The organism is Streptomyces sp. NBC_00988 (assembly GCF_045162645.1).
Lineage (GTDB): Bacteria > Actinomycetota > Actinomycetes > Streptomycetales > Streptomycetaceae > Streptomyces.
Window position 1 is genome coordinate 9,160,715 of record NZ_CP108730.1, and the last position, 13,084, is coordinate 9,173,798.

At 72.0% G+C, this 13,084-nt stretch carries 10 protein-coding genes; 8 read left to right on the top strand and 2 right to left on the bottom strand.

The annotated features are described in order from the left end of the window. Position 1 precedes the first annotated feature (1 nt). Positions 2-1,267, top strand: coding sequence for an alpha/beta hydrolase-fold protein (locus OG496_RS41580; protein WP_366493176.1), 1,266 nt, complete (start codon positions 2-4; stop codon positions 1,265-1,267). 21 nt (positions 1,268-1,288) lie between these two features. Here the strand turns inward: OG496_RS41580 and OG496_RS41585 are convergent, their stop codons facing one another. After that, positions 1,289-4,090: a LuxR C-terminal-related transcriptional regulator gene (locus OG496_RS41585; RefSeq protein WP_405974537.1), complete on the bottom strand. Its 2,802-nt coding sequence runs from the start codon at positions 4,088-4,090 to the stop codon at positions 1,289-1,291. A gap of 218 nt (positions 4,091-4,308) precedes the next feature. Between OG496_RS41585 and OG496_RS41590 the strand changes: the two genes are divergently transcribed. From OG496_RS41590 to OG496_RS41600, 3 genes are all read left to right on the top strand, one after another. After that, positions 4,309-4,977 (top strand): LuxR C-terminal-related transcriptional regulator, encoded by a 669-nt coding sequence (locus tag OG496_RS41590; protein ID WP_405974538.1) that lies wholly within the window; start codon positions 4,309-4,311, stop codon positions 4,975-4,977. A gap of 177 nt (positions 4,978-5,154) precedes the next feature. Beyond that, positions 5,155-5,838, top strand: a complete 684-nt coding sequence (locus OG496_RS41595) for a DUF4255 domain-containing protein (protein ID WP_405974539.1) — start codon at positions 5,155-5,157, stop codon at positions 5,836-5,838. Then, entirely contained in the window at positions 5,835-7,919 is a 2,085-nt protein-coding gene (locus tag OG496_RS41600; protein ID WP_405974540.1) for an ATP-binding protein, read from the top strand. The genes OG496_RS41595 and OG496_RS41600 overlap by 4 nt, the downstream gene beginning before the upstream one ends. A 28-nt stretch (positions 7,920-7,947) precedes the next feature. Here OG496_RS41600 and OG496_RS41605 read toward each other — a convergent pair whose 3' ends face one another. Continuing rightward, a complete protein-coding gene (locus OG496_RS41605; RefSeq protein WP_366493172.1) occupies positions 7,948-9,375 on the bottom strand; it encodes a hydrolase in 1,428 nt (475 codons plus the stop codon). Positions 9,376-9,667: 292 nt separating this feature from the next. On the opposite strand from OG496_RS41605, the gene OG496_RS41610 reads away from it, so the two are divergent. The 4 genes from OG496_RS41610 to OG496_RS41625 are packed head-to-tail and all read left to right on the top strand — an operon-like array spanning position 9,668 to position 12,432. Next, positions 9,668-11,263, top strand: coding sequence for a phage tail sheath family protein (locus OG496_RS41610; RefSeq protein ID WP_405974541.1), 1,596 nt, complete (start codon positions 9,668-9,670; stop codon positions 11,261-11,263). Between the two features lie 58 nt (positions 11,264-11,321). Further along, a complete protein-coding gene (locus tag OG496_RS41615; protein ID WP_327400579.1) occupies positions 11,322-11,765 on the top strand; it encodes a phage tail protein in 444 nt (147 codons plus the stop codon). Next, a complete protein-coding gene (locus tag OG496_RS41620; protein WP_405974542.1) occupies positions 11,765-12,277 on the top strand; it encodes a hypothetical protein in 513 nt (170 codons plus the stop codon). The genes OG496_RS41615 and OG496_RS41620 overlap by 1 nt, the downstream gene beginning before the upstream one ends. Beyond that, the gene (locus tag OG496_RS41625) at positions 12,274-12,432 is read left to right on the top strand and encodes a DUF6760 family protein (RefSeq protein ID WP_200684736.1); all 159 of its coding nucleotides are present in this window, start codon (positions 12,274-12,276) and stop codon (positions 12,430-12,432) included. Before OG496_RS41620 ends, OG496_RS41625 begins: the two co-directional genes overlap by 4 nt. Positions 12,433-13,084: the final 652 nt, after the last annotated feature.

Here is a 13,084-nt window from a genome sequence, read left to right on the forward strand (position 1 = left end):
CATGGGTTTGACCAGCGAGACTACCGTTTATGTGGTGGCGGCGGTGGCTGCCGTCTGCGTGGTGCTGCTGGTCTGGGTGTGGCCGCGGCTCGCCAGTCCGGGCGTGCGGCACGTGCTCGGGCGGCTGGCAGCCATTGGAGTGACTCAGGTCACCATCATCGCGGCGTTCGCGTGCTGGCTGAACTCCTCGTACCAGTTCTTCGGATCGTGGGGCGAGCTGTTCGGCAACGTCGACACCGCCCCCGTCGGCGTGACCCAGGCGGCCGACCACAGCGGTGACGGCTCGATCGGCGGCGTCACCGTGAAGGGCGCGCTGGTGCAGCCCGCCGGCGACGAGCAGCTGAGCCGGGTCAGCGGACTGCCCACCGGCAATCCCGCGGTGAACGGCAAGGTGGAGTCCGTCAAGGTCATCGGCCGCCGTACGGGAGTGGTCGATCCGGCGTTCGTCTACCTGCCGCCGCAGTACTTCCAGAAGGCGTACGCGCGCCAGCGCTTCCCCGTCGTCGTCGCGCTCAGCGGCTACCCGGGCAGCATCTTCAACCTCGCGCAGTACCTGCGGGTCTCGCAGACCGCCGGGCAGCTGCAGAGGAGCGGGCAGATGCAGCCGACCATCATGGTGATGATCCGGCCGACGATCGCCCCGCCGCGCGACACCGAGTGCGTGAACGTTCCGGGCGGACCGCAGACCGAGACCTTCCTCGCCAAGGACCTTCCGCAGGCCCTCAAGTCCGTCTACCGGGTGGGCCATGACGCCAGCGCCTGGGGCGTCATGGGGTACTCCTCCGGCGGCACCTGCGCCCTGCAGCTGACGATGCGCAACCCGCACGTGTACACGACGGCCGCCGCGCTCTCCCCCGACTACCGGATCAAGGACGACCCCACCACCGGCAACCTCTTCGGCAGCGGTCTCGGCCGTGTGAACCGGGTCAACGGGCATGACCTGATGTGGCGGTTGAAGCACCTGCCCATCCCCCAGGTCTCCGTCCTGGTCGCCGACAGCAAGCACGGCGAGCGGGGCTATCCGCAGACCCTCGCCTTCATCAAGGCCGTCAAGGCGCCCATGCGCGTCGCGTCGATCCTGCCCGAGTCGGGCAGCCACAACTTCCCCACCTGGGTACGGGAGATGCCCGCGTCCCTGAAGTGGATGAACCAGCAACTCACCTTCCCCCAGGACGTCGTGCCCCGGCACGTCCCCAAGAAGGGCAACAGCACCGTGCGGGCGGAGGGCACCGAGCCCAAGAAGCCGACCGCCGGGGCGCGCAAGTAACTCGCGGCGGGCCACTGCCAGTTACTTGTGCCCCAGCGTCCCGGGCAGTTCGCCCCGCCGCCGGATGCCCAACTTCCGGTAGGAACTGGTGAGATGGGTCTCCACCGTGCGGCGGGCCAGATGCAGCAGATCGGCGATCTCGGTGTTCGTCCGGCCGTCGGCGGCCAGTTCGGCGATCCGCCGCTCACTGGTCGTGAGCGACCGTGAACCGGTACGCGCGGGCGCCGAGCGCCGCGCACCGCTCTCGCCCAACGCCTCCTCAGCCAGGGCCCATTGACGCGTCGCCCCCAGCCGCTCGGCACGCTCGGCGGCCTCCCGCAGACAGGCCCGGGCCCGCCCCCGGTCCCCGGCCGAGGTCAGCCCGCGGCCCCGCACGATCAGCGCCGACACCAACTCGGCCTCCGTGCCCACCGGCCCGTCCCGCAGCAGCCGTACGGCCTCCTCCGCGAGCTCCAGACCGCGCCGGCCGCCGGTCGCCGCGGCCAGGACACGCAGGGAACGGCCCACCGTGCGGGGCGTGTTCCACACCCGGGCCAGCCGCAGCTCCTCCTCGGCCAGGGCGATGGCCTCCCGGGGGCGGGCGAGCGCGAGACGGCACTGGGCGGCGGCCGTGCGCCACGGGGTGACCACCGGGCTGACCACCTCACGGGCCGACTGGCGGCGCCCGCACTCCAGGAAGTCGTGCAGCGCGCCCGCCGTGTCGCCGGTGGCGGCACGCAGCACTCCCCGCGCGTAGAGAAAGCGGTTCAACTCCCAGGAGTCGGGCGCGGACCGCAGGTCGAGGCCGTCCGCGAGCCGCAGCGCCCGCGCCTCTTCGCCGGTTGCCACGAGCGAAAGCAGCACATGGGCCTGCCGGTTGGAGGGCCCGCTGCGCGGCCGGTCACGCGGGCACGGGTCCGCCAGCAGCCGCGCGTGCTCGCCGCGCGCGGCCAGGATGTCGGCCCGTACGTTGGCCAGCGCCTCGTGCATCGGGTGCAGCAGGTCGGGACGCTGGCCCACCAGGCCGCGCTCCACCAGCCGTTCGGCTTCGGGGAGTTCGTCGGCCCACTGGGCGACGGCGGCGGCCGTGCCGATCAGGAACGGCTCGGTCAGTGGATCGGCGGGCTGCGCGAGCAGCGCCCGCAGCCGCCGCATCGCCTCAGCGGCCGAGATCAGCCCGGCCGTGGCCGCATGCCGTACGACCAGCGCGTGACCGGCCGTACCGACCAGCTCCGGCGAGTGCTCGGCGGCGTCGCACAGCCACCGGTACACCTCCTTGCGCACCGTCTGGTCCTGCTCGGACAGCAGCACCGAGGCGGTCTGGAGGGTGCGGATCAGTTGCGGCCGGTCCGTCAACTCGTCCTCCACCGTGCGCAGTACGTCCACTGCGGCCAGGGTCCTGCCCCGGCCGGCCAGCGCCGTGCCGAGGGCGACTGCCGCACGCACGGTGTCCTGCGGCGCCCCCGACAGCCCTAGCGCCTCGCTCAGGCGGGGGATACCGGCCGAGGTGGTCTGTGCCTTGTACTCCAAGGAGCCCAGTTCGGTGAGCAGCCGCTGTCTGCGGGCGTCCGCGAGCGGCTCCTCCAGGACCCGGCGCAGGAAGGCCGCCGCGTCGGACGTGCGGCCGTCGCGCAGCGCGAGCGAGGCCGCCTCCTGGAGCGCGGCCGACGTCCAGGGTTCGCCCACCGGGTCGGACAGCAGCAACTGCCGGGCGACCGTGTCGGGGGAGACGCCGTGGCGCTGCATCGTCTCGGCCGCCGCCGCGTGCGCGGCCCGCCGTCTGGCCACGGGTACGCCGGTGAGCACCGCGTCCCGCAGGAGTGGATGGGCGTAGCGCGGACGTCCGTCGGCGTCCGGGCGCAGCACCCCGAGCCCGCTCATCGCGGTGAGCCAGCCGGCCACCCGGGCCGGGTCGGCACCCGCCAACTCGGCGATCACCGCGGCCAGTTCCTCGGCGGGACAGGTGGCGTGGCCGCTCGGCAGATCCCGCGGGGTGCCCCCGTCCCACCCCTCGTCCAGCGCGGCCAGCGCCCGGGCGACCTCGCCGGTGGCCGGGCCCGCACTGTCCAACCACCAGGACACGGCGGCCGGATACGCGCCCGGGTACAGCGCGGCAGACGTCTTCGGCACGCTCACGTGCCGGCCGGCGCCGAGGTCGTCGAGCAGGGCCCGCAGCAGCAACGGGTTGCCCGCCCCCGCCCGTACGCAGTCCTCCACCCACGGCGTGGGGGCGTCCGGGTGGGCCGAACTCACCAGCTCGGCGGCCGAGTTCGCGGTCAGGGGGGCCAGCGTGAGAGTGCGGACCAGGGCGGGCGACAGGGTGTGGGTCAGGCCCGGAGCCGGTGGGTCGACGTCGTACTGGCTGCGTTCCGTGGCGACCAGCAGGATCCGTAATCGGTCGACGTGCCGGGCGGACTCGACCAGCCAGCGGTGCGAGGCCGGGTCGGCCAGATGGACGTCGTCCACGGCGATCAGCAGCGGTGCCCGGTCGGCGTACGAGTGCAGTACCCGCCGGAACAGATCGGCGCTCGCCCGCTCGTCCCCGGCGAGCCTCGCGTCCCCGAACTCCGGTACCGGAGCCATCAGTTGCAGCACGGTGGCGTACGGCACCGCCTGGTCGCGGGGCGAACAGCGGGCCCGCAGCACCCGCATGCCGTGCGCCAAGGCGTCCGTGACGGCGGCCTCCAGCACGGTGGTACGGCCCGTCCCGGTGGCCCCGCGCAGCAGTACCAGCCGGCCGGCACCGGCCCGGGCCCACGCGGCCTCCGCCGCCAACAGCCGTGTCGCGTCCCGGTGTTCGGGCGGTGTCGCGGACGCTCCGGCGTCAGACGTCGTGCCCGTCATCGCGGTCCTCCTCGTGTCCGTCGTACCCGTCGTGCCGGTCGCTTCCGCCGTCTTGGCCGCTCACTCGCCGTGGTCCGCCGTACGTCCGATCTCGTGGTGCTGCTCGTGGTGCTCCACGATTGCGCCCGCCCCACCCGCCCCGTGAGGGTGAGAAGTACACGGCCGCCACCAGCGCACCTGGGGTGGCACGTAGTTGGATGTGGATTCGAGGGAGAACGTTGCTCAGCTCATCGCGGCCCGCACACCCCGGTACCGCCGACCCCGCCGACCGGATACCCGTGGCGGTGCACGCCCCGGACCCGATCTCCCGCGAGGGAGCACTCAGCCAGCTGCGCAGATACCCGGAGATCGACCTCCGCGAGGAGAACGACACCGGGCCCGGCAGAGTGGCCCTGTTCATCGCCGACACCCTCGACGAGATCGCGCTCACCCGGCTGCGCCGGCTCGTGCGCAGCGAGGGCGGGCGGGCCGTGCTCGTCGTCGGGGCGCTGCGCGAGGCCGAGTTGCTCGATGTGATCGAGTGCGGGGTCGGCGCCATCGTGTGGCGCGGGGAGGCGACCGCACAGCGCCTGGTGCAGGCCGTGGTCGCCGCGGCGCGCGGTGACGGCGACCTGCCGGCCGATCTGATCGGCCGGCTCGTCGAACAGGTGGGGACACTGCACCGCAGCGCGGCCGGCCGGTCCGGAGGCCATCCCTCGGGGCTCTCGCCGCGAGAGGTGGACGTCCTGCGGCTGGTCGCCGAGGGGCTGGACACCGGAGAGATAGCCAGCAAGCTCTCCTATTCCGAACGCACCGTCAAAAACGTCATGCACGGGCTGACCACACGCCTTCACCTGCGCAATCGGGCGCATGCCGTGGCGCATGCCCTTCGGGAAGGCTACATCTGACCGAACGGGCACTCGAAGCCGGACACGCGGGCAACATGCCGTGCCCCGTCCCCGTCCCCAAGGTGCTTGCGGGGACGGGCGGTTGGGACGGCACGATCGGGGGACGGCCGACAGGGGCGTACCGGGCGCCGACGCGTACCGCGGGGCACGACAGCACGGCAGGGCGGGAGTTCGGCGGTGATCCACGAGGTGGACGAGGTTCTCAAGGACCTGATCGGCGGCGGCGCACTGGCCGGTTCGGGCATCGAGGTCTCCTTCGACGCTCCGACCCGCGACTGGGCGGCCCGCCGCAACACCCCCACGATCAACACCTACTTGTACGACATCCGGGAGGACGTGCACCGGCGCCAGCGCGGGCATGTCGCCGTGCGCGACGAGCGGGACGTGGTCGTCAAGCGCCGCCAGCCGCCGCGCTGGTTCCGGCTGTCGTACCTGGTGACGGCGTGGACGAAGCGCCCGCAGGACGAACACCGGCTGCTGTCTGCCGTGTTGTCGACCCTGATCCCGCGCGAGCTGCTCGCGCCCACCGAACTTCCGGGATCTCTCCGTGAGTTGGGCCTGTCGGTGCCGATCTCGGTGGCCGGCATCCAGACCGAGTCACGCTCCCTCGCGGAGATCTGGTCCGCCCTCGGCGGCGAACTCAAGCCGTCCCTCGACCTCGTGGTCACCGCGCCCTTCCCGGCCTACCCCGAGTACGACGCCGGCCCGCCCGTCACCGAGGGCGCGGCGGTCCGCGTGAGCGGCCTCGACGGCACCGGGCCGGGCGTGGAGGAACGCGCGCACCGACCGCGCCAGGTGGCGGCGGTACGGGAGGCGCGGGAGGTCGCTCGGCGCAAGAGGGCGCCGGGGACGCCGACATGACGGTGACGGACGAGGCCGGGGCCGTCGAAGTGTCAGTGGCAGAAGATGCGTCGGCCTTCGCCGCCGAGCCGGAGACCGATGCCCTCCTCGCCCGGCTCGGCCACCTCCGTGAGCGCGTCGCCCTGCTCGTCGACCGGCGTTCCGCCGCCGACCCCACGGCCGGCGACCCGATGCGCGGCCTGTACCTCCCGGAAGAGGCGGTACGGCATCTGCTGCTGCGCTCCCCGGAACCGGACCGGGAACTGGGCTCGCCCACACCGGAGTTGGCGCACAGCCCGGCCGACCGGCTCGCCGCCCTGCACCTGACCGACCTCGACACCGCCCTCCTCCTCGTCGCCCTCGCCCCCGACCTGGACCGCACCTTCGAGCCCCTCTACGGCTACCTCAACGACGACGTCAGCCGCCGCCGGGCCACCGTGGGACTCGCCCTGGACCTGTGCGGCGTACCGGCACACCAGGCGGAGGGCCGGGCCCGGTTCCTCCCGACGGCTCCGCTGTCCGCCCTCGGACTGCTCACCGTGGAGGAACCCGAACGGCCCTTCCTCAGCCGCTCGTTGCGGGTCCCCGACCGGGTCGTGGCTCGTCTCCTCGGCGACGACACCCCGGACGCGACCCTCACCGGGCACCTCCACCCGCTGCCGGTGCCGAGCGTGTCGTACGACGGGCAAGAGCCGGGCGGACAAGATACGGGCGGGCAAGAGCCGGGCAGAGACGGGGAGTTCACCGTCTTCGTGGACCGGCTGGGCGTGCTGCTCGCCGAAGGGCCGCCGCTCACCGTGTATGTGAGGGAGCGTCACGAAGGTGACGGGCTCGTGTGCGTGGCCGCCGCGCTGGACGTGGCGGGGGTGGCCGCTGTGCGGTTCTCCGGGCCCGTGGAACGGGTGCCGGAGCTGCTGCGCGAGGCACGGCTCAGCGGTCGTGCGGTCGTCGTGGGTGGGCTGTCCGACCAACCCGGCGCACTGGTAAGGGCGTTGACCGACGCCACTGATGTCTCCGTGCTGATCGCCGGTGCGCGGCCGTACGATCCGCAGTGGTGCGAGAGCGATCCGCTGATCCTGGAGGCGCCCCGGCAGCGGGCCGCGGCGGTGCGGGCCTGGACGGACGCCGTCGGCGAGCAGAGCGGCTTCGACGTGCGGGCCACGGTCGCGCCGTACCATCTCGGCGCCGACCGCATCGCGCGCGCCGCACGGGCGGCCCGGGGGCTCGCCGCGTTCGACGGCACCCCGATGAGCGCCGCCCATCTGCGGCTCGCGGCGAGGCAGCAGTCGGCGTCCGGGTTGGAACAGCATGCCCGGCGGATCCGGCCCGCCGTCGACTGGCGGGACCTGGTCCTGCCCGAGCGGTCCCTGACCCAGCTGCACGAACTCGCCCTGCGCGCCCGGCACCGCGACCGGGTCCTCGGCGACTGGCGGCTCAGCGCGGGCGGCGGCCGGGGGCGTGGCGTGCTCGGCCTGTTCGCGGGGGAGTCCGGCACCGGCAAGACGCTGTCGGCCGAGGTCGTCGCGGCCGAACTCGGCCTGGATCTCTATGTCGTTCAGCTGTCGTCGATCGTCGACAAGTATGTCGGCGAGACCGAGAAGAACCTCGAACGGATCTTCACGGAGGCCGACCGCACCGACGCCGTGCTCCTCTTCGACGAGGCCGACGCCGTCTTCGGCAAGCGCTCCGAGGTGAAGGACTCGCACGACCGGTACGCCAACATGGAGAGCGCCTATCTGCTCCAACGCCTGGAGTCCTTCGACGGGATCGCGCTGCTCACCACCAACCTGCGCGCCAACATCGACGAGGCGTTCACCCGCCGGCTGGACCTGGTCGTCGACTTCCCGTTCCCGGACCCGGCGCAGCGGCTCGCGCTGTGGCGGCACGGGCTGACCCATGTGCCGAGCGTGCCCGACCTCGAACTCGGGCCGCTGGCCGAGGAGTTCGAGCTGGCCGGCGGTTCCATCCGCAGCGCCGTCGTCACCGCCGCCTACCTCGCCGCCGGACGCGGGGACACGGTGACCGCGGCGGACCTCCTCGAAGGGGCCCGCCGCGAATACCGCAAGGCGGGGCGGCTGGTGCCGGGAGAGGGCACCTGGTAGCCGCCCCGCCAGGGTGGATCGAAAACCGTCAGTTCGGCACCGTCAGCCTGACCGCCACCAGCCAGTGGGCGTTGTCGAGGGTGCCCGAGAAGCCGTACTCGGGGCGCGGTTTGGTGCAGTTCTGCGGGCTCCAGCCCCAGCCGGAGTTGCGGACGATCCAGCAGAGCTGACCACTGCCGATGTTGTTCGCGAAGCCCGTCATGTACGCGGCGCCCGGCTTCGCGGCGCCGATGTAGTTGTCCTTGCCGTCGGCGATGATGGCCGTCCATCCCGAAGGCTGGTACTTGCCGTAGCCGTTGGTCGACGCGGGGTCGTGGATGAAGGCGTTGGCGGCCGAACCGGCGGTCCCGGAGACCGCGATGTTCACGGAGAGGATCTGCTCGTCGTCGGTGGAGGTGGCGGCCGTGGCGCCGTCGCACTCCGGGGCCTGCCAGCCCTTGCCCCCGATGTAGATCCGGTAGCAGACATGGCGTCCGGAGTCCCGCGCGGCCAGCTTGTTCACCGCGGTCGCCGCCGTCACCGGCTTCGGTTTGGCGGACGGCTTGGAGTCTCCGCCGCCGCCCGACCCGCCACCGGCCGCCGCGGCCGTCGAGGTCTCGGCCGCCGGGGGCGCGCTCGTCACGACGGGCGAGGGCGGCGGGGGAGCGGCGCTCAGGGTGGGGCTGGGCGCGAGCGTGCTGACGCCCGCGTCCTTCAACTGCTCGGTGGCGGCGGTCTGCACCTGCGGCTTGTACGCGATCCACAGCATCACGAAGGTGAGCGCGAGCGCGGTGAGGACCCCGAGGAAGGTGGCCAGCCAGCGCGGCAGAAACCCGCGCTGGAGATAAGTCCCCTCCACGGGAAGGGGGTTGGCGCCGGACCGCAACACGCTGAGCGTGTACGGCCGTTGCTCCTTCGGCCCGAACCAGATGATCTTCCGCGGCTTCAGGGACGCCTTGACGAAGGCCGCCCGGCCCGGCTCGATCTGCACATTGCCCGGATGGATGTCGTACGACAGCTGGTCGCCGTTGTCGCTGCCGCTGATCGACGCCGTCAGCTTGGTGTTGCCCAGGTTGTCCACGGCGAGTTGGGGGCGGCCCCGGAAACGTCCCTTGACCGTCGGCGGCACCAGCTCCGCCCGCACCTCCGTGAACGGGGTGATGGTCAGATTGCCCTCGGGGACGGTGACCGCCTCCGGGTGCTCGGTCGGCGTGATCCGGACCGCGTACGGGTTCGGGCCCGCCGTCGCGTCCGGGGTGCGCGGCGGCGCGAACGTCAGGTCGACCGTCCCCGTCGTGCCCGGATAGAGCCGCAGCGTCTGCGGCTCCACAGTGGTCCAGGGCGCGATGCTCCCGACCGGCTCGAAGCGGTACTCGTCCACGACGTCGCCGGTGTTGCGCAGCCGCAGCCGCACGCGGGTACTGCCACCGGGATCGACGGTCGCGGACGCTGGCTCCAGGGAGGTCCACAGACTCATGAGCCGACGCTACGACGGATGGTGAGGGCGCGTCAGGAGTCGCCGGGGCAACAGCAGTTGCCCAAAAGGGCCGCCCGTCAAACCCGGCACTGCCCCCGGGGCGACGGCGTCCACCCCGGTGGAGCGGGCCCGCAGAGGAATCGACGCGGCGGGCTGCCCGCGAACCGTGCGGCGGACTGCCCCTGAGGGCAAGGAAGTTGCCCCAAGGCAGGCACTCGGGGACGTTTCGGCGGCCGGGTCGCGCGCGTGACGCTTGAGGGCGTCCTGTCTCGTACCCCGAGGAGAGCAGAGCATGCCGTCCTATCTGTCGCCCGGCGTCTACGTCGAGGAGGTGGCCAGCGGCTCGCGCCCGATCGAGGGAGTGGGCACCTCGGTGGCGGCCTTCGTGGGCCTGGCCCCGACCGGTCCGCTGAACGAGCCGACCCTGGTGACCAACTGGACGCAGTACGTGGCTGCCTTCGGTGAGTTCACCGACGGGTACTACCTCGCCCACTCCGTCTACGGCTTCTTCAACAACGGCGGTTCGGCCGCCTATGTCGTCCGCGTCGGCGGCACCGCCGTAGGCACCTCGGCGGAGGCCAAGTCCCCGTCCGCCGTTGCCGGTTCGGCGACCCCGGCCGCGCTGACCGCGGGCGAGCCGGCCCAGCTCGGCACGTTCGCCGTGACCGCTCTGGCATCCGGCGACCTGAGCGTCGAGGTGGCCGACGCCGAGGGCGAAGGTCCCGCCGAACGGTTCCGGCTGATCGTCAAGGACGCCGGCAAGGACGTCGAGAGTTTCGACGTGACCGCCAAGAAGGGCGGCCGCAACTACGTCGTCACCCAGGTCAAGGAGCGCTCCAAGCTCATCGCCGTGGCCGAGGCCGCGCCCGCCGCGCAGCTGGCCCGCCCGGAGAACCAGACGGTCGCCCTCACCGCGCCCGCCCCCGCTGCCGCCGCCGCACCTGCCGTACCCGGCAAGGGAAGTGACACCGCGTCACATCCCGGCCCGGCCACCTACCTCGGCGACTCCGCCGACCGTACCGGCTTCGGCGGTCTGGAGGCCGTGGACGAGATCTCCATGGTCGCGGTGCCCGACCTGATGGCCGCCTACCAGCGCGGCGCGATCGACCTGGAGGCCGTCAAGGCGGTCCAGTTGGGCCTGATCGCGCACTGCGAGCTGATGGGCGACCGGGTCGCCGTCATCGACCCCCCGCCGAGCCTGAACGCCCGTCAGATCCGCGTCTGGCGGCAGGAGACGGCCGGCTACGACTCCAAGTACGCGGCCCTGTACTACCCGTGGATCAAGACCTTCGACCCGTCCAGCGGACAGTCCCGGCTGATCCCGCCGAGCGGCCACATCGCCGGTGTCTGGGCCCGCAACGACTCCGAGCGCGGTGTGCACAAGGCGCCCGCCAACGAGGTCGTACGCGGCGCGGTCGACCTGGAGACCCAGATCACCCGCGGCGAGCAGGACCTGCTCAACCCGATCGGCGTCAACTGCATCCGCGCCTTCCCGGGCCGCGGCATCCGCGTCTGGGGCGCCCGCACCATGTCCTCCGACCCGGCCTGGCGCTACCTCAACATCCGCCGGTACTTCAACTACCTGGAGGAGTCGATCCTGATCGGCACCCAGTGGGTGGTGTTCGAGCCGAACGACCACGCCCTGTGGGCGCGGATCCGGCGCAACATCTCGGCCTTCCTGGTCAACGAGTGGCGCAGCGGTGCCCTGTTCGGCCAGCGGCCGGAGGAGGCGTACTACGTCAAGTGCGACGAGGAGACCAACCCGCCGGAGTCCGTCGACGTCGGCCGCGTCGTCTGCGAGATCGGCATCGCGCCGGTCAAGCCGGCCGAGTTCGTGATCTTCCGACTGGCTCAGTTCTCCAGCGGCAGCGGGGAGTTGGAGGAGTAGCCCCCCATTCCCATCAGCCAGCAGTCAGCCGCCGTAACGCCAGAAGGAACGCGAATTCATGAGTCTCCAGCCGGGTGACGCCCTCACCTCACACAATTTCGGCCTGCAGATCGACGGCGTGATGGTCGAGTACCTCGCGGAGGTCAGCGGCCTCAGCATCGAACAGGACGTCATCACCTACCAGCAGAACACCCCCAACGGCCAGAACGTGGTCAAGAACATGCCGGGTGTGAAGAAGAACGGCACCTGCACGGTGATCCGCGGCATGACCCAGTCGGCCTCGTTCACCCAGTGGATCAACGAGTCGATCTCCGGTCAGATGACCACCGCGCGCAAGAACGCGTCGATCATCATGATGGACTTCCAGAACAACCCGGTGAAGCGCTACCACCTGCGCAACGCCTGGTGCAGCAAGATCGACGCGAGCACGGTGAAGGCGGGCGAGGCCGCCGCCCTCACCGAGTCCGTGACCATCGTGTTCGAAGAACTGGTCATCGAATAATGAGGCGTTCGGCGGCTACGGCGGTGGCCGCGTCGGGTGCGGGTGCGGGTGCGGAGACGTTGGCGGGGGTGGGGGCCGGTCCGATAGCGGCTCCGGCCCCGGCTCCGGTCGCCCCGGCGCCCGCACCGGCCGTACGGCAGTCGCTGCGGACCGAGTTCCCCTTCCAGCTGCCGCGCGGTTACGTCGACGAGTCCGGCACGGTCCACCAGGACGGTGTGATGCGACTGGCCACCGCACGCGACGAGTTGGTGCCGCTGCGGGACGTCCGGGTGCAGGAGAACCCGGCGTATCTGTCGGTGGTGCTGCTCGGCCGGGTCATCACGAGGCTGGGCACGGTCCCCATGGTCCACGACGGGATCGTGGAGAACATGTTCGCCTCCGACCTCGCCTTCCTCCAGGACTTCTACCGCCAGATCAACGCGGAAGGCCACACCCGCGCGGCAGTTCAGTGCCCGCACTGCGCGGAACCCTTCGAAGTGGAGCTCGGCGGGAGCCGCCTGGGGGAATCGTGACGTACGCGACCGACCGGCTGCACGAGGAGATCGCGTACGTCGCCTACCACTTCCACTGGAGCCTGGAGGACATCCTGGACCTCGAACACCACGACCGCCGCCGCTACACGGGCGAGATCGCGTCCCTGGTGACGCGGTCCGGGGCGGAGGGCTGAGCGGTGGGGTTCTTGGACCGGTTGCGGGGGCGGGCGAGGGCCGAGGGGTCTGCCGCCGGCGGGGACGCCAACTCCGGGGATGGGACGGGAGTTGGCGAGGTTCGGAGCTCCGGCGAGGCGGACGGCTCCGCCGGTTCTGTGAGTTCGGCTTCTACGGCTTCTACGGCTCCGGCGGTGACCCTGGCCGCCTGGCCGGGGCTGCCGCCGATCCAGCGGGCCTCCGCCGTCGGGGGGACCGGGGTTGCCGATGCCGGGTTCGGTGCGCGGCTGCCCACGTGGCAGAACCCGTCGTTCACGGGGACGGGGTTCCGTGCGGTGCTGGACGCGGAGCGGAGTGCCGGGATCGCGGGTTCGTCGCTGCCTGCGGCGCCGGTGCGGGCGGTACCGAGCCTGGGGCGGCCTGCGGGTGAACTGCCGGTGGCTGGGCGGGCGTTGGCTGCGCAGCCGGGGCCTGTGGTTCCGTTGCGGGCGACTGCGGGGCCTGTGGTGCAACGGGCTGAGCGGGCTGTGCCTCTTGCGGCGAGTGGGTCCGCGGGTGTGCGCAGTACTGCTTCGGCTCCTGTGGTTGGTTCGGTCGGAGCGGTGGGTCCGGCTTCCGGTATTCGGGTGACTGCGGTGTCGTCCTCTGAGCAACTCCGGCCGAGGCCAGGGT

Excerpts from the sequence above, each read along its gene's own strand:
- OG496_RS41580 (WP_366493176.1), top strand. The coding sequence starts at position 2 with ATGGGTTTGACCAGCGAGACTACCGTTTATGTGGTGGCGGCGGTGGCT.
- OG496_RS41585 (WP_405974537.1), bottom strand. The coding sequence starts at position 4,090 with ATGACGGGCACGACGTCTGACGCCGGAGCGTCCGCGACACCGCCCGAA.
- OG496_RS41600 (WP_405974540.1), top strand. The coding sequence starts at position 5,835 with ATGACGGTGACGGACGAGGCCGGGGCCGTCGAAGTGTCAGTGGCAGAA.
- OG496_RS41605 (WP_366493172.1), bottom strand. The coding sequence starts at position 9,375 with ATGAGTCTGTGGACCTCCCTGGAGCCAGCGTCCGCGACCGTCGATCCC.
- OG496_RS41610 (WP_405974541.1), top strand. The coding sequence starts at position 9,668 with ATGCCGTCCTATCTGTCGCCCGGCGTCTACGTCGAGGAGGTGGCCAGC.
- OG496_RS41615 (WP_327400579.1), top strand. The coding sequence starts at position 11,322 with ATGAGTCTCCAGCCGGGTGACGCCCTCACCTCACACAATTTCGGCCTG.
- OG496_RS41620 (WP_405974542.1), top strand. The coding sequence starts at position 11,765 with ATGAGGCGTTCGGCGGCTACGGCGGTGGCCGCGTCGGGTGCGGGTGCG.